The organism is Streptomyces sp. LE64 (assembly GCF_052606915.1).
Genome location: NZ_CP199708.1, coordinates 1,129,090 through 1,151,456, shown reverse-complemented (window position 1 = coordinate 1,151,456; position 22,367 = coordinate 1,129,090). Strand labels below are relative to the sequence as shown.

General features: G+C 72.5%; 16 protein-coding genes. 15 read left to right on the top strand and 1 reads right to left on the bottom strand.

From position 1 onward, the window contains the following. Positions 1 to 23: 23 nt before the first annotated feature. The 10 genes from trpC to ACSMX9_RS05060 all read left to right on the top strand — a co-directional run bounded on the left by trpC (position 24) and on the right by ACSMX9_RS05060 (position 13,651). Positions 24 to 833, top strand: a complete 810-nt coding sequence (trpC, locus tag ACSMX9_RS05105; RefSeq protein ID WP_351246900.1) for an indole-3-glycerol phosphate synthase TrpC — start codon at positions 24 to 26, stop codon at positions 831 to 833. Positions 834 to 841: 8 nt separating this feature from the next. After that, entirely contained in the window at positions 842 to 1,036 is a 195-nt protein-coding gene (gene trpM, locus ACSMX9_RS05100) for a tryptophan biosynthesis modulator TrpM (RefSeq protein ID WP_445400297.1), read from the top strand. 110 nt (positions 1,037 to 1,146) lie between these two features. Further along, a complete protein-coding gene (trpB, locus tag ACSMX9_RS05095) occupies positions 1,147 to 2,433 on the top strand; it encodes a tryptophan synthase subunit beta (RefSeq protein WP_366117224.1) in 1,287 nt (428 codons plus the stop codon). Beyond that, positions 2,430 to 3,284, top strand: a complete 855-nt coding sequence (trpA, locus tag ACSMX9_RS05090) for a tryptophan synthase subunit alpha (RefSeq protein WP_366117225.1) — start codon at positions 2,430 to 2,432, stop codon at positions 3,282 to 3,284. The genes trpB and trpA overlap by 4 nt, the downstream gene beginning before the upstream one ends. Positions 3,285 to 3,423: 139 nt before the next feature. Beyond that, a complete protein-coding gene (locus ACSMX9_RS05085; protein WP_445400295.1) occupies positions 3,424 to 4,206 on the top strand; it encodes a DsbA family protein in 783 nt (260 codons plus the stop codon). 135 nt (positions 4,207 to 4,341) lie between these two features. Beyond that, positions 4,342 to 5,283: a prolipoprotein diacylglyceryl transferase gene (lgt, locus tag ACSMX9_RS05080; protein ID WP_445400293.1), complete on the top strand. Its 942-nt coding sequence runs from the start codon at positions 4,342 to 4,344 to the stop codon at positions 5,281 to 5,283. A gap of 188 nt (positions 5,284 to 5,471) precedes the next feature. After that, positions 5,472 to 6,203: a VIT1/CCC1 transporter family protein gene (locus ACSMX9_RS05075; protein ID WP_351246890.1), complete on the top strand. Its 732-nt coding sequence runs from the start codon at positions 5,472 to 5,474 to the stop codon at positions 6,201 to 6,203. Between the two features lie 499 nt (positions 6,204 to 6,702). After that, positions 6,703 to 11,217 carry a glutamate synthase large subunit gene (gltB, locus tag ACSMX9_RS05070; RefSeq protein ID WP_445402895.1) on the top strand — a complete coding sequence of 1,505 codons (4,515 nt, stop codon included), beginning with the start codon at positions 6,703 to 6,705 and terminating at the stop codon, positions 11,215 to 11,217. Further along, positions 11,210 to 12,670, top strand: coding sequence for a glutamate synthase subunit beta (locus ACSMX9_RS05065; RefSeq protein WP_445400291.1), 1,461 nt, complete (start codon positions 11,210 to 11,212; stop codon positions 12,668 to 12,670). The genes gltB and ACSMX9_RS05065 overlap by 8 nt, the downstream gene beginning before the upstream one ends. 150 nt (positions 12,671 to 12,820) lie before the next feature. Continuing rightward, positions 12,821 to 13,651 (top strand): TrmH family RNA methyltransferase, encoded by an 831-nt coding sequence (locus ACSMX9_RS05060; RefSeq protein ID WP_366117637.1) that lies wholly within the window; start codon positions 12,821 to 12,823, stop codon positions 13,649 to 13,651. A 9-nt stretch (positions 13,652 to 13,660) separates the two neighbouring features. On the opposite strand, the gene ACSMX9_RS05055 is transcribed toward ACSMX9_RS05060, so the two are convergent. Then, complete coding sequence (locus tag ACSMX9_RS05055; RefSeq protein ID WP_445400289.1) at positions 13,661 to 14,548, bottom strand: hypothetical protein; 888 nt, start codon at positions 14,546 to 14,548, stop codon at positions 13,661 to 13,663. 231 nt (positions 14,549 to 14,779) lie between these two features. Here ACSMX9_RS05055 and ACSMX9_RS05050 point away from each other — a divergent pair, with 231 nt between their 5' ends. The 5 genes from ACSMX9_RS05050 (at position 14,780) to pyk (ending at position 22,133) form a co-directional block, all read left to right on the top strand. After that, positions 14,780 to 15,565: a S1 family peptidase gene (locus ACSMX9_RS05050; protein ID WP_445400287.1), complete on the top strand. Its 786-nt coding sequence runs from the start codon at positions 14,780 to 14,782 to the stop codon at positions 15,563 to 15,565. A 98-nt stretch (positions 15,566 to 15,663) separates the two neighbouring features. Then, positions 15,664 to 16,008 carry a chorismate mutase gene (locus tag ACSMX9_RS05045; RefSeq protein WP_351246880.1) on the top strand — a complete coding sequence of 115 codons (345 nt, stop codon included), beginning with the start codon at positions 15,664 to 15,666 and terminating at the stop codon, positions 16,006 to 16,008. Between the two features lie 249 nt (positions 16,009 to 16,257). Continuing rightward, positions 16,258 to 18,750, top strand: coding sequence for an aminopeptidase N (gene pepN / locus ACSMX9_RS05040; protein WP_445400285.1), 2,493 nt, complete (start codon positions 16,258 to 16,260; stop codon positions 18,748 to 18,750). A 295-nt stretch (positions 18,751 to 19,045) separates the two neighbouring features. Continuing rightward, a complete protein-coding gene (locus ACSMX9_RS05035) occupies positions 19,046 to 20,491 on the top strand; it encodes a lysine N(6)-hydroxylase/L-ornithine N(5)-oxygenase family protein (RefSeq protein WP_445400283.1) in 1,446 nt (481 codons plus the stop codon). A gap of 211 nt (positions 20,492 to 20,702) precedes the next feature. Further along, positions 20,703 to 22,133: a pyruvate kinase gene (gene pyk / locus ACSMX9_RS05030; RefSeq protein ID WP_445400281.1), complete on the top strand. Its 1,431-nt coding sequence runs from the start codon at positions 20,703 to 20,705 to the stop codon at positions 22,131 to 22,133. Positions 22,134 to 22,367: the final 234 nt, after the last annotated feature.

Genomic DNA, 22,367 nt, shown 5'->3' with positions numbered 1-22,367 from the left:
CGTCAGGGAAGGGGGCCGCTCGCGTGAGTGTGCTCGACGAGATCATCGACGGAGTCCGTGCCGACCTCGCCGAACGGCAGGCCCGCACCAGCCTCGACGAGCTCAAGGAGCGTGCGGCGAAGGCCCCCGCGGCCCGTGACGGGGTCGCCGCGCTGCGCGGCGAGGGCGTCCGGGTGATCTGCGAGGTGAAGCGGTCCAGCCCCTCCAAGGGCGCGCTGGCCGCCATCGCCGATCCGGCCGGCCTCGCCTCCGACTACCAGGAGGGCGGCGCGGCCGTCATCTCCGTCCTCACCGAGCAGCGTCGCTTCGGCGGCTCGCTCGCCGACCTGGAGGCCGTACGGGCCCGGGTCGACATCCCGGTCCTGCGCAAGGACTTCATCGTCACCTCGTACCAGCTGTGGGAGGCCCGCGCCTACGGCGCCGACCTGGCCCTGCTGATCGTCGCCGCCCTCGACCAGCCGGCCCTGGTGTCGCTGATCGAACGCGCCGAGTCCATCGGGCTGACCCCGTTGGTGGAGGTCCACGACGAGGACGAGGCGGAGCGCGCGGTGGACGCCGGCGCCCGGATCATCGGGGTGAACGCCCGCAACCTCAAGACCCTCGCGGTGGACCGCGGCACCTTCGACCGGGTCGCCCCGGAGATCCCGGACGGGATCGTCAAGGTCGCCGAGTCCGGCGTGCGGGGGCCGCACGACCTCATCGCGTACGCCAACGCCGGCGCCGACGCGGTCCTCGTGGGCGAGTCCCTGGTCACCGGCAAGGACCCGCGGACCGCGGTGTCCGACCTGGTCGCCGCCGGCGCGCACCCCGCGCTGCGGCACGGGCGGAGCTGACGACACCCGTGCCCATCGCCTCCCGACTCGCCCGCGGCTGCAAGCCGCGCGGCTGTCGTGCGCCCGCACGGCGGGTGAGGGGGCGGCGGGTGCGGTACGTCATCGGGGACGAGCCCGGCCAGGTGAACGGCATGCGATGGTGTGCCCCGGACGGTCCGGGGACCGTGGTACCCCTCCGCCCGGCGTGCGCCGGGCGGGGCTGACCGACGCGTCGACGTCGGTCCCTCAAGGGCACCCGATCCCGGCGGCCGTCCCGCGCAGTCATCGTCGGACCGAGTTTCCGGGGCGCGTGCGCCCCGTGAGGAAGCCAGACATGCCCAGTGATTTCTTCGTTCCCGACCCCGACGGCTCCGTCCCGAGCCCCGAGGGCTACTTCGGGGCGTACGGCGGGAAGTTCATTCCCGAGGCCCTGGTGGCCGCCGTCGACGAGGTCGCCGTCGAGTACGACAAGGCCAAGTCGGACCCCGCCTTCGCCGCCGAGTTGGAGGACCTGCTGGTCCACTACACGGGGCGCCCCAGCGCGCTGACCGAGGTGCCGCGGTTCGCCGAACACGCCGGCGGCGCCCGGGTGTTCCTCAAGCGCGAGGACCTCAACCACACCGGCTCGCACAAGATCAACAACGTGCTGGGCCAGGCCCTGCTCACCCGGCGGATGGGCAAGACCCGGGTCATCGCCGAGACCGGAGCCGGTCAGCACGGCGTGGCCACCGCCACCGCCTGCGCGCTGTTCGGCCTCGAATGCACCGTCTACATGGGCGAGATCGACACCCAGCGCCAGGCGCTGAACGTCGCGCGCATGCGGATGCTCGGCGCGGAGGTCGTCGCCGTCCGGTCCGGTTCGCGCACCCTCAAGGACGCCATCAACGAGGCGTTCCGCGACTGGGTGGCCAACGTGGACCGCACGCACTACCTGTTCGGCACGGTCGCCGGGCCGCACCCCTTCCCGGGGATGGTCCGCGACTTCCACCGGGTCATCGGCGTCGAGGCCCGCCGGCAGGTCCTGGAGCGCGCCGGTCGCCTGCCGGACGCCGCGGTGGCCTGCGTGGGCGGCGGTTCCAACGCGATCGGCCTCTTCCACGCCTTCGTCCCGGACTCCTCCGTCCGGCTGATCGGCTGCGAGCCGGCCGGCCACGGGGTGGAGACCGGGGAGCACGCGGCGACCCTGACCCAGGGCGAGCCGGGCATCCTGCACGGTTCGCGCTCCTACGTCCTCCAGGACGACGAGGGCCAGATCACCGAGCCCTACTCCATCTCCGCCGGCCTCGACTACCCCGGCATCGGCCCCGAGCACGCGTACCTCAAGGACAGCGGGCGCGGCGAGTACCGCGCGGTCACCGACGACGCGGCGATGCAGGCGCTGCGGCTGCTCTCCCGCACCGAGGGCATCATCCCGGCCATCGAGAGCGCGCACGCCCTCGCGGGCGCCCTGGAGGTGGGCCGGGAGCTGGGTCCGGACGGGCTCGTCCTGGTGAACCTCTCCGGTCGCGGTGACAAGGACATGGACACCGCCGCCCGGTACTTCGGGCTGTACGACACCGACGCCGCGGTCGCGGCGGACAGCGACGGCGGCGCCGCCGAGATCCAGGGGGACGCGAAGTGACCGCGACGACCGACACGAGCACCGAGCCGTCCGCCGGCCTCGGCGGCCAACGACGGCTGTTGGAGGAGACCCTCGCCGCGAGTCGCGCCGAGGGCCGTGCCGCCCTGATCGCCTACCTCCCGGCCGGCTTCCCGACCGTGGACGGCGGCATCGAAGCCGTCAAGGCGGCCTTCGAGGGCGGCGCGGACGTGGTCGAGGTCGGGTTGCCGCACAGCGACCCCGTCCTCGACGGCCCGGTCATCCAGACCGCCGACGACATCGCGCTGCGGGGCGGGGTGCGCATCGCCGACGTGATGCGCACGGTCCGCGAGGCGTTCCTGGCCACCGGCAAGCCGGTCCTGGTGATGACCTACTGGAACCCGATCGACCGCTACGGCGTCGAGCGGTTCACCGCGGAGCTGGCCGCGGCCGGCGGCGCGGGGTGCATCCTGCCCGACCTCCCGGTCCAGGAGTCGGCGCTGTGGCGGGAGCACGCCGAGAAGCACGGGCTGGCGACCGTGTTCGTGGTGGCGCCCAGCAGCCGGGACGCCCGGCTCGCCGAGATCACCGCCGCCGGCTCCGGGTTCGTCTACGCCGCCTCGCTGATGGGGGTCACGGGCACCCGCGAGTCGGTGGGGGAGCAGGCCCAGGACCTGGTGCGGCGCACCCGGGCCAGCACCGAGCTGCCAGTGTGCGTGGGGCTCGGCGTGTCCAACGCGGAGCAGGCGGCGGAGGTCGCCGGCTTCGCCGACGGGGTCATCGTCGGATCGGCCTTCGTCAAGCGGATGCTGGACGCGGACGGTCCCGCCGAGGGACTCGCCGCGGTACGGCAGTTGGCCGGTGAGCTGGCCGCCGGCGTACGCCGCGGCTGATCAGCTCCTCGTCGGGGCGCACGCCGGCGCGTGCGCCCCGACGTGCTGTTCGAACGGCTGAGCAGGGGCGGCCCGTCACCCGAAGGGATGGTCCTCAGGCCGGGTGGGGACGGCCGGGCCGCCAGCTCGTTTGCCGGGTGTGAGTGACAAGAACCGTGAGGGAAAGCGCACCGCCCGCGAGCGGCTGGCGGTCGAACGCGAGCGTGAGAAGGCGCGGGAGCGCCGCCGCCGGACCCTGATCGTCAGCAGCGCCGTCGTCGGGGTGCTCGGCCTGGCCGCCGTGGTCGGGGTGATCGCCGCGAATTCGGGCGGCGGGGGCGACACCTCGGGCCCCGTGGTGGTGCCGAAGGGCGCCACCGGCAAGGACGGGCTGGTCATCCCGGTCGGCAAGGACAACGCCCCGTCGACCCTCACGGTCTGGGAGGACTTCCGCTGCCCCGGCTGCAAGATGTTCGAGGACACCTACCGCTCGACCATCCACGAGCTGACCGACAGCGGCAAGCTCAAGGTGGAGTACCGCTTCGCGACGCTGATCGACGGCAACATGGGCGGGAGCGGTTCACTGCACGCCGCGAACGCCGCCGCGTGCGCCCAGGAGACCGGGAAGTTCCCCGCCTACCACGACGTGCTCTTCGAGAAGCAGCCCGCCGAGACCGATGACGCCTTCGCCGACGACGGCACCCTGATCGACCTCGCGGGCGAGGTCCAGGGCCTCGCCACCGACGCCTTCCGCACCTGTGTGGACGACGGGACCCACAACAGTTGGGTGGCCAAGTCCAACCAGGCGTTCCAGGACGCCGAACTGCGCGGCACCCCGACCGTCCTGCTCAACGGCAAGGACGTCTACGGGGACCAGTCCAACCCGCTCACCCCGGCGAAGCTGAAGCAGCAGGTCGACGCCGCAGCCGCCGACCGGGGCTGACCGGGCGCGCACGTGGGGCGCGTGCGCCCCACCGCCCCGCTCGGACGGCGGGCCGCCCGAGCGGGCCCCGTTACCCAGACGTGTCCGGGGTCGGCTGCCGGGCGGGGCGTTCGGCAAGGTAGCGTCGTCATCGCCATGGAACTTGCCTTCATCCCCAGCCCCTCGCGCGGTGTGGTGTATCTCGGGCCCATTCCGCTGCGCGGCTACGCGTTCTGCATCATCATCGGCGTCTTCGTGGCGGTCTGGCTCGGCAACCGCCGCTGGATCGCCCGGGGCGGCCGGTCCGGCACCGTCGCCGACATCGCCGTCTGGGCCGTCCCCTTCGGTCTGGTGGGCGGCCGGCTCTACCACGTGATCACGGACTACGAGCTGTACTTCGGCGCGGGCCGGGACTGGATCGACGCGTTCAAGATCTGGGAGGGCGGCCTCGGCATCTGGGGCGCGATCGCCTTCGGTGCGCTCGGCGCCTGGATCGGCTGTCGTCAGCGGGGCATCCCGCTGCCCGCGTACGCGGACGCCGTCGCCCCCGGCATCGCCCTCGCCCAGGCGATCGGCCGCTGGGGCAACTGGTTCAACCAGGAGCTCTACGGACGTCCCACCGACCTGCCCTGGGCCGTGGAGATCACCTCCACGGCGGACGGTCGGGTGCCCGGCACGTACCACCCGACCTTCCTGTACGAGTCGCTGTGGTGCGTGGGCGTCGCGGTGCTCGTCATCTGGGCGGACCGCCGCTTCCGGCTCGGACACGGCCGCGCCTTCGCCCTCTACGTCGCCGCGTACTGCGCGGGCCGGTTCTGGATCGAGTACCTGCGGGTCGACGAGGCCCACCACATCCTGGGACTGCGCCTCAACAACTGGACCGCACTGTTCGTCTTCGTGCTCGCCGTGGTCTACCTCGTGGTCTCGCTGAAGAAGCGGCCCGGACGCGAGGAGGTCGTCGAGCCGGGTGACGGTTCCGGCGAGGACTCCGGCGGGGCGGACGCGGACGAGGAGTCCGCGTCGACCGACGGGTCCGAGGGCCCCGGGGAGCGGTCGGCCGGATCCGGAAGGTCCGGGACCCCGAGCGGCAAGGGCTGACGGAGCACACCCATCCGGAAGAGGGGGGCGGACACCCGGTGTCCGCCCCCCTCCTGCCTGGTGCCCGGGCTTCCAGCAAGCCCTTCCACGCTGGGTAAGTATGGCCTTCCTTGCTGGTCAGAGCCGTTTTTCGTGCGTAAGTTCGGTGCTGTCACCGGAACTCACCACGGAACGGAGTCGGCACCACCATGGCCCTCATCCAGACGGAGGCGCCGCTCCACGCGGCCCACCGCGACAACCACACGCACCGCGACGTCAACGGCGGGTGGCTGCGGCCGGCGGTGTTCGGTGCGATGGACGGCCTGGTCTCCAACCTCGCGCTGATGACCGGCGTCGCCGGCGGCGACGTCTCCCAACGGACGATCGTGATCGCCGGACTGGCCGGGCTCACGGCGGGCGCGTTCTCCATGGCGGCGGGGGAGTACACCTCGGTGGCCTCCCAGCGGGAGCTGGTGGAGGCCGAGCTGGCCGTGGAACGCCGGGAACTGCGCAAGCACCCCGAGGACGAGGAACGGGAGCTGGCCGAGCTGTACACCGCCCGCGGGGTGGAGCCCGAACTGGCCCGGGAGGTCGCCCGGCAGCTCTCCCGGGACCCGGAGCAGGCGCTGGAGATCCACGCCCGCGAGGAGCTCGGCATCGACCCGGGCGAGCTGCCGTCCCCGCTGGTCGCGGCGGCCTCCTCGTTCGCCGCCTTCGCCCTGGGCGCCCTGCTGCCCGTGCTGCCGTACCTGCTGGGCGCCGGTGCGCTGTGGCCGGCGGTGGTGGTGGCGCTCGTCGGGCTCTTCCTGTGCGGGGCGGTGGTGGCCAAGGTGACCGCCCGCAGCTGGTGGTACAGCGGACTGCGACAGCTGGCGCTGGGCGGCGCGGCGGCCGCTGTGACTTACCTCCTGGGCAATATCCTGGGAACGGCCGTAGGATGACGGGTGCGCCCGGTGCCGCCGGCGCCGGGACGGGGTCCCGGCGCGGAAGCCCGAGGGCAGCCGTCGAAGAGCGGTTTCGAGTCTCCGACGGCTGGGCATGAGCCGTAAGCGCCGTGGGCAACGAAGCCCACCCGTCCTCCGGTGGCCCGCACGGTCACCGCCCCGACCCCACGCGGGTCCCCCGAACCACAGTCGCCGACGTCCATGGCCCCGAGAACCCTCCGGGCCGGTCGACGCGCGCCGCCACCGCGTCCCACGCCCGCACCACCTCCACGGGCCCTCGGGGCGTCCGCATGTTGGAATGAGTTATCCGCTTTTCGAGAAGCATTCCATCATGTAACCTGCACGAAATTTTTCGCAGAGGGCCAACGTCGTCCCTCGGCACCGGATACATGCCACGACGACGACGGGAGTGCCGATGCGTACGCCGCGCCAGCCATCCCAGCTCCCCGTGAGCGCCCCCTGGGCGCACATGGACGCTCGCCCCGCTGCCCAGGGGATGTACGACCCGCGCAACGAGCGCGACGCCTGTGGCGTCGGCTTCGTGGCCACCCTCACCGGCGAGGCGAGCCACGCGCTGGTCGACCAGGCGCTCACGGTTCTGCGCAACCTGGAGCACCGCGGCGCCACCGGCTCCGAGCCCGACTCCGGCGACGGCGCCGGCATCCTCACCCAGGTGCCCGACGCCTTCCTGCGCGAGGTCACCGACTTCCCGCTGCCCGACGCGGGCGGCTACGCGGTCGGCATCGCCTTCCTGCCGGAGCACGACGCCGACGCCCACGCCGCGCGGATCGACGTCATCGCCGCCGAAGAGGGCCTGACCGTCCTCGGCTGGCGCGAGGTGCCCGTCGCGCCGCAGCTCCTCGGCGCCACCGCCCGCTCCACGATGCCGGCCTTCCGGCAGCTCTTCGTCTCCGACGGCACCAGCAGCGGGATCGCCCTGGACCGCAAGGCGTTCGTGCTGCGCAAGCGCGCCGAGCGCGAGGCCGGGGTGTACTTCCCCTCGCTGTCCGCGCGGACCGTCGTCTACAAGGGCATGCTGACCACCGGGCAGCTCGAACCCTTCTTCCCCGACCTGTCGGACCGCCGGTTCGCCAGCGCCGTCGCGCTGGTGCACTCCCGGTTCTCCACCAACACCTTCCCGAGCTGGCCGCTGGCGCACCCCTACCGGTTCGTCGCCCACAACGGCGAGATCAACACGGTCAAGGGCAACCGTAACTGGATGCGCGCCCGCGAATCGCAGCTCGCCTCGGAACTCTTCGGCGGCGACCGGGCCACCCTCGACCGGATCTTCCCGATCTGCACCCCGGACGCCTCCGACTCGGCCTCCTTCGACGAGGTCCTGGAACTGCTCCACCTCGGCGGACGCTCCCTGCCGCACAGCGTGCTGATGATGATCCCGGAGGCGTGGGAGAACCACACCTCCATGGACCCCGCACGCCGGGCCTTCTACCAGTACCACGCCACGATGATGGAGCCCTGGGACGGCCCCGCCTGCGTGACCTTCACCGACGGCGTGCAGGTCGGCGCCGTGCTCGACCGCAACGGGCTGCGCCCCGGACGCTACTGGGTGACCGAGGACGGACTCGTCGTCCTCGGTTCCGAGGTGGGCGTCCTGGACATCGACCCCGCCCGCGTCGTGCGCAAGGGCCGCCTCCAGCCCGGCCGGATGTTCCTGGTGGACACCGCTGAGCACCGCATCATCGAGGACGACGAGATCAAGGCCGCCCTCGCCGCCGAACAGCCCTACGCCCAGTGGTTGGAGGCCGGCGAGATCGAGCTGTCGGACCTCCCCGAGCGCGAGCACATCGTGCACACCCACGCCTCGGTGACCCGTCGCCAGCAGACCTTCGGCTACACCGAGGAGGAACTGCGCGTCCTGCTCGCCCCGATGGCGAAGTCCGGCGCGGAGCCCATCGGCTCCATGGGCACCGACACGCCCATCGCCGCCCTCTCCGAGCGGCCCCGGCTGCTCTTCGACTACTTCACCCAGCTCTTCGCCCAGGTCACCAACCCGCCGCTGGACGCCATCCGCGAGGAGCTCGTCACCTCGCTGCGCTCCTCGCTGGGCCCGCAGGGCAACCTCCTGGACCCGACCGCCGCGTCCTGCCGCAACGTCACCCTGCCGTTCCCGGTCATCGACAACGACGAGCTGGCCAAGCTCATCCACATCAACGCCGACGGCGACATGCCCGGCATGAAGGCCGTCACGCTCTCCGGCCTCTACCGGGTCGCGGACGGCGGCGAGGGCCTGGCCGCCCGGCTGGACGCGGTCTGCGCCGAGGCCGACGCCGCGATCGAGGCCGGGGCCCGGCTGGTCGTGCTCTCCGACCGGCACTCCGACGCCGAGCACGCGCCGATCCCCTCGCTGCTGCTCACCGCCGCCGTGCACCACCACCTCATCCGCACCAAGCAGCGCACCCACGTGGGTCTGCTGGTCGAGGCCGGCGACGTGCGCGAGGTCCACCACGTCGCGCTGCTCATCGGCTTCGGCGCCGCCGCCGTCAACCCGTACCTGGCCATGGAGTCCGTCGAGGACCTGGTCCGCGCCGGCACCTTCCTGCCCGGCGGCGAGCCCGAGACCGCGATCCGCAACCTGATCCACGCGCTCGGCAAGGGCGTCCTCAAGGTCATGTCCAAGATGGGCATCTCGACCGTCGCCTCCTACCGGGGCGCCCAGGTCTTCGAGGCGGTCGGGCTCTCCGACGAGTTCGTCGACCGCTACTTCAACGGCACCGCCACCAAGATCGGCGGCGTCGGCATCGACGTCGTCGCCAAGGAGGTCGCCGCCCGGCACGCCAAGGCGTACCCCGCCTCCGGGATCGCCCCCGCGCACCGCGCGCTGGAGATCGGCGGCGAGTACCAGTGGCGCCGCGAGGGCGAGCCGCACCTGTTCGACCCGGAGACCGTGTTCCGGCTCCAGCACTCCACCCGCAACCGTCGCTACGACATCTTCAAGCAGTACACCGACCGGGTGAACGAGCAGTCCGAGCGGTTGATGACGCTGCGCGGCCTGTTCGCCTTCGACAGCGGACGCGCCCCGGTCCCGGTGGACGAGGTCGAGCCCGTCTCCGAGATCGTCAAGCGCTTCTCCACCGGCGCCATGTCGTACGGGTCCATCTCCCGCGAGGCGCACGAGACGCTCGCCGTCGCGATGAACCAACTCGGCGGCAAGTCCAACACCGGCGAGGGCGGGGAGGACCCGGAGCGCCTGTACGACCCGGCGCGCCGCTCCTCCATCAAGCAGGTCGCCTCCGGCCGCTTCGGCGTCACCTCCGAGTACCTGGTCAACGCCGACGACATCCAGATCAAGATGGCGCAGGGCGCCAAGCCCGGCGAGGGCGGCCAGCTGCCCGGCCACAAGGTCTACCCGTGGGTGGCCAAGACCCGGCACTCCACCCCGGGCGTGGGGCTGATCTCCCCGCCGCCGCACCACGACATCTACTCCATCGAGGACCTCGCCCAGCTCATCCACGACCTGAAGAACGCCAACCCGAAGGCCCGCATCCACGTGAAGCTGGTCTCCGAGGTCGGCGTCGGCACGGTCGCCGCGGGCGTCTCCAAGGCCCACGCGGACGTCGTCCTGATCTCCGGCCACGACGGAGGCACCGGCGCCTCACCGCTCACCTCGCTCAAGCACGCGGGCGGCCCCTGGGAGCTGGGCCTCGCCGAGACCCAGCAGACGCTGCTGCTCAACGGGTTGCGGGACCGCATCGTCGTGCAGACCGACGGCCAGCTCAAGACCGGCCGCGACGTGGTCATCGCCGCGCTGCTCGGCGCCGAGGAGTTCGGCTTCGCGACCGCGCCGCTGGTGGTCTCCGGCTGCGTCATGATGCGCGTCTGCCACCTCGACACCTGCCCGGTCGGCATCGCCACCCAGAACCCGGTGCTGCGGGACCGGTTCTCCGGCAAGCCCGAGTTCGTCGTCAACTTCTTCGAGTTCATCGCCGAGGAGGTCCGCGAGATCCTCGCCGAGCTGGGCTTCCGCTCCGTCGAGGAGGCCGTCGGCCACGCGGAGGCGCTGGACGTCGGCCGCGCCGTCGACCACTGGAAGGCCCAGGGCCTGGACCTGGCCCCGCTCTTCCACGTCCCGGAGCTGCCCGAGGGCGCCGTCCGGCACCAGCTCGTCGAGCAGGACCACGGGCTGGCGAAGGCCCTCGACAACGAGCTGATCAGGATCGCCGCCGACGCGCTCGCCGCCCCCTCCCGGGAGGAGGCCGCCCCGGTCCGGGCGCGGGTCGCGATCCGCAACATCAACCGCACGGTCGGCACCATGCTGGGCCACGAGGTCACCCGGGCCTTCGGCGGCGCGGGCCTGCCCGACGACACCGTCGACATCACCTTCACGGGTTCCGCGGGCCAGTCCTTCGGCGCGTTCCTGCCGCACGGAGTCACCCTGCGGCTGGAGGGCGACGCCAACGACTACGTCGGCAAGGGCCTGTCCGGCGGCCGGATCGTGGTCCGGCCGGACCGCTCGGCCGACCACCTGGCCGAGTACTCCACCATCGCCGGCAACACCATCGGCTACGGCGCCACCGGCGGCGAGATGTTCCTGCGCGGTCGGACCGGCGAACGGTTCTGCGTCCGCAACTCCGGCGCGCTGGTCGTCTCCGAGGGCGTCGGCGACCACGGCTGCGAGTACATGACCGGCGGACAGGCGGTCGTCCTCGGCGAGACCGGACGCAACTTCGCGGCGGGCATGTCCGGCGGCGTCGCCTACGTCATCGACCTGGACCGCGACAACGTCAACTCCGGCAACCTCGGTGCGGTCGAGGCGCTGGACGGGGCCGACCGGCAGTGGCTGCACGACGTGGTGCGCCGCCACCACGAGGAGACCGGCTCCACCGTCGCCGAGAAGCTGCTCGCCGACTGGGACACCGCCGCGGAGCGCTTCAGCAAGATCATCCCCAGCACGTACAAGGCAGTGCTCGCCGCCAAGGACGCCGCCGAGCGAGCCGGACTCCCCGAGTCCGAGATCACCGAGAAGATGATGGAGGCGGCGATCAATGGCTGACCCGAAGGGCTTCCTGAACCACGGCCGCCAGGTCGCCTGCTCCCGCCCGGTGCAGGAGCGGCTGCGCGACTGGAACGAGGTCTACGTCCCCGGCTCCCTGCTGCCCGTCATCAGCACCCAGGCGAGCCGCTGCATGGACTGCGGGATCCCGTTCTGCCACAACGGCTGCCCGCTGGGGAACCTCATCCCCGAGTGGAACGACTACGCCTACCGCGAGGACTGGCAGGCCGCCTCCGAGCGGCTGCACGCCACCAACAACTTCCCGGAGTTCACCGGTCGGCTCTGCCCGGCTCCCTGTGAGTCGGCCTGCGTCCTCGGCATCAACCAGCCCGCTGTGACCATCAAGAACGTCGAGGTCTCCATCATCGACAAGGCGTGGGAGGACGGCGGGGTCGCCCCGCAGGCCCCCGAGCGCCTGTCGGGCAAGACCGTGGCGGTCATCGGGTCCGGTCCCGCCGGACTCGCCGCCGCCCAGCAGCTCACCCGGGCCGGGCACACCGTCGCCGTCTACGAGCGCGCCGACCGGATCGGCGGGCTCCTGCGGTACGGCATCCCCGAGTTCAAGATGGAGAAGCGGCACATCAACCGGCGCGTCGAGCAGATGCGCGCCGAGGGCACCAAGTTCCGCACCGGTGTCGAGGTGGGTCGGGACATCGACGCGGTGAAGCTGCGCAAGCGCTACGACGCCGTCGTCATCGCCGCCGGCGCCACCGTCTCCCGCGACCTGCCCGTGCCCGGGCGCGAGCTGAACGGCGTCCACTTCGCGATGGAGTACCTGCCGCTCGCCAACAAGGTGCAGGAGGGCGACTTCGTCGCCCCGCCGATCACCGCCGAGGGCAAGCACGTCGTGGTCATCGGCGGCGGCGACACCGGCGCCGACTGCGTCGGCACCGCCCACCGGCAGGGCGCGCTGTCCGTGACCCAGCTGGAGATCATGCCGCGCCCCGGCGAGGAGCGGAACGCGAACCAGCCCTGGCCCACCTTCCCCATGCTGTACAAGGTGACCTCGGCGCACGAGGAGGGCGGCGAGCGGGTCTACTCCGTCTCCACCACCCGCTTCGAGGGCGACGAGGACGGCAACGTCCAGGCGCTGCACCTGGTCGAGGTCGAGTTCGTGGACGGCAAGCTGGTCCAGAAGCCCGGCACCGAGCGGACGCTGCCCGCCCAGTTGGTCACCCTGGCGATGGGCTTCACCGGCACCGACCAGGAGAACGGGCTGGTCGCCCAGTTCGGACTGGAGCTCGACGCACGGGGCAACGTCGCCCGCGACGGGGAGTACCAGACCAACGTGCCGGGGGTGTTCGTCGCCGGTGACGCCGGTCGCGGGCAGTCGCTCATCGTGTGGGCGATCGCCGAGGGCCGCTCCGCGGCCCGGGGCGTCGACCGCTTCCTCGGCGGCGCCAGCGACCTGCCCGCCCCGGTGCGGCCCACCGACCGGGCCCTGACCGCCTGAGGTCCCGCGACCGCGCCGCGGTCGCCACCGTTCGTTCCGCACAACGGCGTGCGGTACAGCTCGGCGCCCTCCCCTCCACGTCCCCGACCGGACGGAGGGGAACGGGCGCCGAGTGCCTTCCGCCACCGGGCCGGTGGCAGAGTGGGGCGCATGAGTTCGCTACGGGTGACCACCCGCAACGCCAGGTTCCAGCAGTGGCAGGCCCTCCTCGGCAACCGCTCCAAGCGGCAACGGGCCGGGGAGTTCCTCGTCCAGGGCGTCCGGCCGATCACGCTCGCCGTGGAGCACGACTGGCCCCTGCGCGCGGTGCTGCACTCCGGCGACCGGGGCCTGTCCCGCTGGGCGCGCGAGGTCCTCGACCGGGTGCCCGCCCACACCCCGCGGGTGGTCATGGCGGAGGAACTGCTCCACGAGCTCGGCGGCAAGGAGGACACCGTCCCCGAACTGCTGGCCGTCGCCGCGATGCCGGAGGACGGGTTCGACCGGATCGCGCCGGGCCCCGACTTCCTGGGCGTGGCCTTCGACCGCCCCATCACCCCGGGCAACATCGGCACCCTCATCCGTTCCGCCGACGCCTTCGGCGCCCACGGGGTCGTCGTCTCGGGGCACGCCGCCGACGTCTACGACCCCAGGTCCCTGCGGGCCAGCACCGGCTCCCTGTTCGCCGTGCCCGTGGTGCGGGTGCCGTCCCCGCAGGACGTGGCCGGCTGGGCGGCCGGGGTCCGGGCCCGCGGGGTGCCGCTGCGGATCGTCGGCACCGACGAGCGGGGTTCGGCGGGCATCACGGACACCGACCTGACCGGGCCGACCCTGATCGTGATCGGCAACGAGACCTCCGGGATGAGCGCGGCCTGGCGCGAGCTGTGCGACGCCACGGTCGCCATTCCGATCGGCGGTGCCGCCAGCTCCCTGAACGCCGCCGCCGCGGCGACCGTCCTGCTGTACGAGACGGCCCGGCAGCGCGGCTTCCCCCCGCACTGACCGCCGGGCTCAGGTGTCGCACTCCAGGACCGTCCGGCACAGTCCGCAGCGCGCCCGGACCCGCCCCCGCACGGGCACCCTGAGCCGTTGGTGGCAGGTGGGGCAGGCGAAGTTCACCCGCAGCGGTGGAGGACCCTCGAAGCGGTAGGCGTCCTCGGGGGAGGGGACCGCTCGGCCGGTCCCGGCCCGGCGGCGATCCGCCGCGTAGCGGCGCCGGGCCGCCCAGCCGGCTCCGACCAGCGGCGGCTGTCGCCGGTCGTGCCGGGCCCGGGCCGCTCCCCGGACGTACGCCGGGTATGCCTGGGGGCTGGTGAACCACGGCGAGGGGTCCTCGCCGAACAGCAGCGCCCGTTTGGCCAGGACGTACCCGTACTCCTCCGGCGTGAGGTACCCGAGCTTCTGCGAGGAGACGCCGTCCACCCGGTAGGCGTCCAGCAGCAGCCATCCGGCGCCCAGGTACGCGGCGGCGGTGTCCACCAGGACCTCGTTCTCCCCGGTGTCCGGGAGGACCAGGCCCAGTCGGTGGAGGTACACATGGGCCACCTCGTGGGCGAGGGCCGCGCCGATGTCCCGGCGGTGGCGGCGGAACCGTTCGTTCAGCTCGACGGAGTACACGGGCCCGTCGCCGAGCTCCACGGTCGCCGCCCGGTCCATCGCCCGGAAGGCGATGACCAGTCGGGCGTCCGGCAGCCCGTAGTGGTGCACCATGTCCCGGGCCACCCGCTGCGCCCCCGGCAGCAGGTCCTCCGCGTCGTCGAACGCCACGTCCAGCGGGGTCACGCTGGTGGCGAAGGCGTGGAGCGCCCCGGGGGGCAGGTGCCGGTGCAGCGCGGTGATCGCCGCCCGCACGGTGCCCAGGTGCGGGTAGCCGTGTTCGACCGTTGAGCCGTTCGCCACGTCCGGACCCCCTGCCGACACCGAACCGGTTTCCACTGTAGGTGGGTCCGGGTCGCCGGCGCGGCCACTGTCCGGAACCGGGTCCTTGTGGCGGGTGCCGGCGGTCCCCATACTCCCCAGTGTATTGGCGGGTACATGTCATGTCGGGGCGCGGTCGACGACCGGCGGACGGGGTCCCGCCGTCGCCGGTGCGGCAGCGGCCGCCCGGCGCCCCCCACGAAAGGACGCACCGTGAAGCTCCTGAAGACCCTGCCGGGCGCCAGACGGCTGATAGCGATCGGCGCGGTCCTCCTCGCCGCCGTCTCCCTCCAACTCCCCGGACCCGCCCAGGCGACCCCCTCGCCCGTCGTCGGCGGCACCCGGGCGGCCCAGGGCGAGTTCCCGTTCATGGTCCGGCTCTCGATGGGCTGCGGCGGTTCGCTGTACACCCAGCAGATCGTCCTCACCGCCGCCCACTGCGTCAGCGGCTCGGGGCCGAACACGTCCATCACCGCCACCGCCGGAGTCGTCGACCTCCAGGACCCGCGCGCCGTCACGGCGCGCTCCACCGAGGTGCTCCAGGCCCCCGGCTACTTCGGCTACGGCAAGGACTGGGCCCTGGTCAAACTGGACCGGCCCGTCGCCCTGCCCACCCTGGCGACCGCGACCACCCCCGAGTACGACACCGGGACCTTCACCGTCGCCGGCTGGGGCTCGGCCCGGGAGGGCGGCGCCCAGCAGCGGTACCTGCTCAAGGCGGAGGTGCCCCACGTCAGCGACGCCGTCTGCCAGCAGGCGTACGGCTCCTCCCTGGTGCCCGAAGAGGAACTGTGCGCCGGGTACGTGCAGACCGGCGGCGTCGACACCTGCCAGGGAGACTCCGGCGGGCCCATGTTCCGCCGGGACGCGGTCGGTCAGTGGATCCAGGTCGGCATCGTGAGCTGGGGCCAGGGGTGCGCCCGACCGGGCTACCCCGGGGTGTACACCGAAGTGTCCGCCTTCGCCGCGGAGATCGCCGCGGCCGCCGCCGCCCTGTAGCCCCCTCAGCCGCCGCCGTGCGGCCCCGCCCCCCGCCCCCGTGGCGCCGGGCGGGGCCGCGCCCGGCGCCGGCCCCTCGCACCGTAGGGTGATCCACCATGACCACCAGCGACACCGATCACCAGCACGACCGTCCGGGCTCCGGCACCGTCGAAGCGGACGTGCAGGCCGAACTCGCCCGCCTGCGGGACAGCATCGACAACATCGACGCCGCCGTCGTCCACATGCTCGCGGAGCGCTTCAAGTGCACCCAGCAGGTGGGCGTCCTCAAGGCCGCCCACCACCTGCCGCCGGCCGATCCGGCCCGTGAGGCCGCACAGATCACCCGGCTGCGCAGCCTGGCCGAGAACGCCAAGCTCGACCCGGCCTTCGCGGAGAAGCTGCTCAACTTCATCATCGCCGAGGTCATCCGCCACCACGAACAGATCGCCGACACCCGCTGACCCCGGCCCGCCGCCGACGGCCGCCCCCGGGTCACCCGCCCCGGCAGCCCGGGCCCGGGTCCGTCCGACCCGGACGGGGCCGCGCCACCGTCCCGCCCGCCCGGATCCGCCCGACCGGCACCCCGGCGCAGGCGGCGCCCGCGCACCTCCCCCGAATCGCTCCCGCGCCCTGCTGAACAACGGTACAAGTGCCGCAGAACCGCCCGGAGCGGACGGCTGCCCTGTGCCGCGGGCCGTGCATCGTGCAGCATGTGCTGCATGTCCGTACTGACGCGCGACGAAGCGCACAACCGAGCCAAGCTCCTCGACGTCCAGCACTACACCGTCGAACTGGACCTCACCACCGGCGACGACACCTTCGCCTCCCGCACGGTCATCCGTTTCGTCTCCCGCGCGGACGCGGACACCTTCGTCGAGCTGAAGCCCGTGGACCTGCACTCCGCCACCCTGGACGGGACCCCGCTGGACCCCGCCACCCTCGACGACAACCGGCTCCCCCTCACCCTCGCCGAGGGCCCCCACGAGCTCACCGTCACCGCCACCATGCGCTACAGCCACACCGGCGAGGGCATGCACCGTTTCACGGACCCCAGCGACGGCGAGACCTACGTCTACAGCCAGCTCTTCCTCGACGACGTCCAGCGCGTCTACGCCGCCTTCGACCAGCCCGACCTGAAAGCGACCTTCGACCTGACCGTGACGGCCCCGGACGGCTGGACCGTCCTCGCCAACACCGTCACCACCGACCACGGCGACGGCCGCTGGACCGCCGCCACCACCCCCCGCATCTCCACCTACCTCGTCGCCGTCGCCGCCGGACCCTGGCACAGCGTCCGCACCGAGCACCGCGGCCTGCCCTTCGGCATCCACTGCCGTCGCTCCCTGGGCCCCTACCTCGACCCCGACGCCGACGAGATCCTCGACCTCACCAAGGCCCTCTTCGACCGTTACCACGAGAAGTTCGAGGAGCCCTACCCCTTCGACTCCTACGACCAGGCGTTCGTCCCCGAGTTCAACGCCGGCGCCATGGAGAACCCCGGCCTCGTCACCTTCCGCGACGAGTTCGTCTACCGCTCCGCCGTCACGGAGACCGAGCGGCAGACCCGCGCCATGGTCATCGCCCACGAGATGGCGCACATGTGGTTCGGCGACCTGGTCACCCTCAAGTGGTGGGACGACATCTGGCTGAACGAGTCGTTCGCCGAGTACATGGGCTACCAGACGCTCACCGAGTGCACCCGCTTCACCCACACCTGGGTCGACTTCGGCGTGGCCCGCAAGGCCTGGGGGTACGACGCCGACCAGCGCCCCACCACCCACCCCGTCGCCCCCGACGCCGTCGACGACACCGCCTCCGCCCTGCTCAACTTCGACGGCATCTCCTACGCCAAGGGCGCCTCCGCCCTGCGCCAGCTCGTCGCCTGGCTCGGCGAGAAGGACTTCCTCGCCGGCATCAACACCCACTTCGCCCGCCACAAGTTCGGCAACGCCACCCTCGCCGACTTCCTGGACTCCGTCGCCAGCGCCACCGAACGCGACGTCCACGGATGGGCCGACGCCTGGCTGCGCACCACCGGGGTCGACACCCTCACCGCCGCCGTCACCGCCAAGCCGGGCACCTGGTCCCTCGCCCTCGACCGGGACGGCAGCCGCCCGCACCGGGTGACCGTCGGCGTCTACGACCGCGACCTCAACGACACGGACGCCCTCGTCCTGCGCGAACGGCTGGACGTCGACCTCCCGCAGGACGCCCCCACCACCCGCACCGGGGTCCGGCCGGCCCTCGTCCTCCCCAACGACCAGGACCACACCTACGCCAAGCTCCGCCTCGACACCGACTCCGAGGAAACCGCGCTGCGCGCGCTCTCCGCAGTGCCCGACCCGCTCGCCCGCGCCGTCCTGTGGAACGCGCTGCGCGACATGGTCCGCGACGGCGACCTCGAACCCGCCGCCTACCTCGTCACCGCCGCCGCCCACCTGCCCGCCGAGACCGACCTGGCCCTCGTCCAGGGCGTCCTCACCTTCGCCGCCACCCACATCGCGGACCGCTACCTCACCCCCGAACAGCGCCCCGAGGCGCTCACCGCCGTCACCGGGATCTGCCGCGCGCTGATCCGCCGCACCGAGGACGGCGACAACCCGGGGCTGCGCCTGACCGCGGTCCGCCACCTCATCTCCGCCGCCGCCCACCCGGACACCATCGGCGACTGGCTCGACGAGGGCACCGTCCCCGGCGGCCCCGAACTCGACCCCGAACTGCGCTGGCGCATCCTCGCCCGCCTCGCCGTCCTCGGCGCGACCGACCACGCCGCCATCGACGCCGAACTCGCCCGCGACCCCAGCGCCACCGGCCAGGAAGGCGCCGCGCTCTGCCGCGCCGCCCTGCCCGACCCGGAGTCCAAGCAGGCCGCCTGGGAGGCCCTCTTCCACCCCGACGACCGGCTCTCCAACTACCTGTTCACCGCCACCGCACGGGGCTTCTGGCAGCCCGAACAGGCCGATCTGGTGGCGGACTACGTCCCCCGCTACTTCACCGAGGCCATCGCGCTCTCCGCCCGCCGCGGACCCGCGATCGCCACCGCGGTCGGCCACCACGGCTTCCCCGTGCACGCCGTCGACCCCGACACCCTCGCCCTCGGCCGTGCCTGCCTCGCCGATCCCGAGACCACCCCGGCCCTGCACCGTCGGCTCGCGGACCAACTCGACGACCTCGCCCGCGCCCTCCGCATCCGCAGCGCCTGACGGCACCGGGACCACCCCGCCCCCACGGCTGCCGCGCCCCACCGGGCGCGGCAGCCGCGCTCCGCCCCGCGGCGCGCGGGCCGCCGGCGGCCCGTGTCCACCCGCGGTAACTCTTTCGGGTTCCCCGCCCGCACATCGCCCCGGGCGCCTCGCCCCGCGCGCCAGGATGAACACGCTGCGCCCGTCGAGCGGGCGCCCTCCCGCCCGGGCGCCGTGTCCCCGCCGCACCACCCCCGCACCCAGGCCACCCCCGACCGGGAGGAACCGACCCCCGCCCCGGCACAAGGACACCCCCATGGCCCCCGCCCCGACGCCCCCGCGCCCCGCGTCCCCCGCACCCGTCCGGTCCTCCGCCCCGCCGAGCCCCCGGCCGGAGTCCGCCACCCCCCGCGACCTCATCGGCATCGGCATCGGCCCCTTCAACCTCTCCCTCGCTGCCCTCGCCCACCCCCTCACCACCCTGGACGCCGTCTTCTACGACCAGCGCCCCGCCTTCCACTGGCACCCCGGTCTGCTGCTCGACGGAGCCACCCTCCAGGTCCCCTTCCTCGCCGACCTCGTCACCCTCGTCGACCCGGCGAACCCCTGGACCTTCCTCCATTACCTCCGCGCCCACGAGCGCCTCTTCCCCTTCTACTTCGCCGAGCGCTTCCACATCCACCGCACCGAGTACGACGCCTACTGCCGCTGGGTCAGCGAAGGACTCCCCAGCCTCCGCTTCGGCCACCGCGTCGACTCCGTCCGCTGGAACCGTGCGGACGCCCTCTTCGACGTCGGGCTCACCCGCCTCGACCCGGACGGCCGCCCCCTGTCCCGCGAGCGCGCCCGGGCCAAGAACGTCGCCCTCGGCATCGGCACCGCGCCCCACGTCCCCGAGCCCCTGCGCCCCCTGGCCGACGACCCCGCGGTGGCCGTCCACCACGCCGCCGACTACCTCACCCACCGCGCACGCCTCGCCACCGCCGACCACCTCACCGTCATCGGCTCCGGCCAGTCCGGCGCCGAGGTCTTCCTCGACCTCCTGCGGCAGCGGCCCCCCGGTCGCGAACGCCTCCACTGGCTCGCCCGCACCGAGGCGTTCGCCCCCATGGAGTACTCCAAACTCGGCCTCGAACACTTCACCCCCGACTACACCCGCTACTTCCACGGGCTCCCCGCGTCCGTCCGCGAGGCCCTCGTGCCCCGGCAGTGGCAACTCCACAAGGGCATCGACACCGAGACCATCAGTGCCATCCACGAGGAGCTCTACCGCCGTACCCTGCACGGCGGTTGGCCCGACGTCGTCCTCACCCCCGCGGTCGAGGTCCGCTCCGTCGAACGCCTCGCCGACGCACGGATCGCCCTCCACCTGGAGCACCGGCAGCAACACCGCCACAGTCGGCTCGCCACCGATGCGGTGGTCCTCGCCACCGGCTACCGCGAGCGCCCCCTCGGCCCGGTCCTCGCGGACCTCGTCCCCCTGCTGCGCCACGACGAGACCGGACGCCTCCGCGTCGACCGGCACCAACGGCTGGTGCTCGACCCGTCCGTGGTCGGCCCGGGCCGCCACGTCTACGTCCAGAACGCGGAACGCCACACGCACGGCGTCGGCACCCCCGACCTCGGACTCGCCGCTTGGCGCGGCGCCACCATCCTCAACGACCTCACCGGCAAGAACCCCTATCCCCTGCCCGCCCGCACCGCGTTCACCACCTTCGGACTGGTCCCCGTCCGCTCCCGCTCACAGGGCGCGCCCCGCTGAGCCGCACCGCTCGCCGCGGTCCGGGCCCTTCCGGGAGCGTGGGCCCCTGCCCCGTGCCTCCCGGTGCGAGGCTGGTCATGGACGCGAGTAAATGCTCATCGGAGCGCCCCTCTGCACAATTCGACAGTCGTTAAAACCCTTTCATGGAAAGGATGTTGGGCAGTCACCGGATACCAATTTCCTACCCGCCGGTAAGCCCTAGGCTCGAACCATGCGCCGAGCAAAAATCGTCTGTACTCTGGGCCCCGCCACTGACTCGTACGACCAGATCAAGGCACTGGTCGAGGTCGGAATGGACGTTGCCCGTTTCAACCTCAGTCATGGGTCTTACGCCGAACACGAGGAGCGCTACCAGCGCGTCCGCAAGGCGGCCGAGGAGACCGGACGCAGCGTCGGGCTCCTCGCGGACCTCCAAGGTCCCAAGATCCGGCTCGGCCGCTTCCTCGAAGGCCCGGTGCTCCTGGAGCGCGGGGACGCCTTCACCATCACCGTCGAGGATGGAGTCGAAGGGGACCGCCACACCTGCGGGACCACGTACGACGGCCTCGCCGCCGACGTCACCCCCGGTGAACGCATCCTGGTGGACGACGGCAAGGTGACCCTGGAGGTCGTCGCCGTCGATGGTCCTCGGGTGCGCACCACCGTCATCGAGGGCGGCATGGTCTCCGACCACAAGGGCCTCAACCTCCCCGGTGTCGCCGTCTCGGTGCCCGCCCTCTCCACCAAGGACCAGGAAGACCTCCGCTGGGCGCTGCGTACCGGTTTCGACGTCATCGCCCTTTCCTTCGTGCGGAGCGGACAGGACATCAGGGACGTCCACCGCATTATGAAAGAAGAGGGCCGTTTCGTCCCGGTCATCGCCAAAATCGAAAAGCCCCAGGCGGTCGACAACCTGGACGACATCGTCGCCGCATTCGACGGCCTCATGGTGGCCCGGGGTGACCTCGGCGTCGAAATGCCCCTGGAGCAAGTCCCCCTCGTCCAAAAGCGTGCCGTCAAAATCGCCCGGCGCAATGCCAAGCCCGTCATCGTGGCCACCCAGATGCTGGACTCGATGATCGAGAACTCCCGTCCCACCCGGGCGGAGGCGTCCGACGTGGCCAACGCCGTCATCGACGGCACCGATGCGGTGATGCTCTCCGGCGAGACCAGCGTCGGGAAGTACCCGATCGAGACGGTGCGGACCATGGCGCGGATCGTCGAGGCCGCCGAGGAGGACCTCCTCGCCAAGGGGCTGCCGCCGCTGAGCGAGGCCAACAAGCCGCGCACCCAGGGCGGGGCGGTCGCCCGTGCGGCCGCGGAGATCGGCGACTTCCTCGGCGCCAAGTTCCTCGTCGCCTTCACGCAGTCCGGCGACACCGTCAGGCGTCTTTCCCGGTACCGCTCGCCGATCCCGCTGCTCGCCTTCACGCCCGACGCGGCGACCCGCTCCCAACTCAATCTCACCTGGGGCGTGGAGACCTTCCTCGGGCCCCGGGTCGATTCCACCGACGCCATGGTCGAGCAGGTGGACGAGCAGCTCCTGAGGATCGGTCGCTGCCAACGCGGTGACACGGTGGTGATCACTGCGGGTTCCCCGCCCGGGGTCGCGGGCTTCACCAACCTGGTCCGCGTCCACCACATCGGTGACAACCCGTCCTGATCGACACGCGTGAACGACGCCTCCCGCCCGGTCGTCCGGACCGGGCCGGGGTGCGTACCCCTCCGCCCCGGCGCACGCGCCCCGTTCCGGAGCCGCCCGGGGCGGCCCCGGGGCCTCCGGAGCGCCCGTCCGGCGCGTCCGGAACGGCCGTCGTTGCCGCCCTCGCGGCGGGAAGGTGCGCTTCGTCGAACGCCCGTGCAGAGAAGGTCCATGCGGCTACTCTGCGTGACGGAA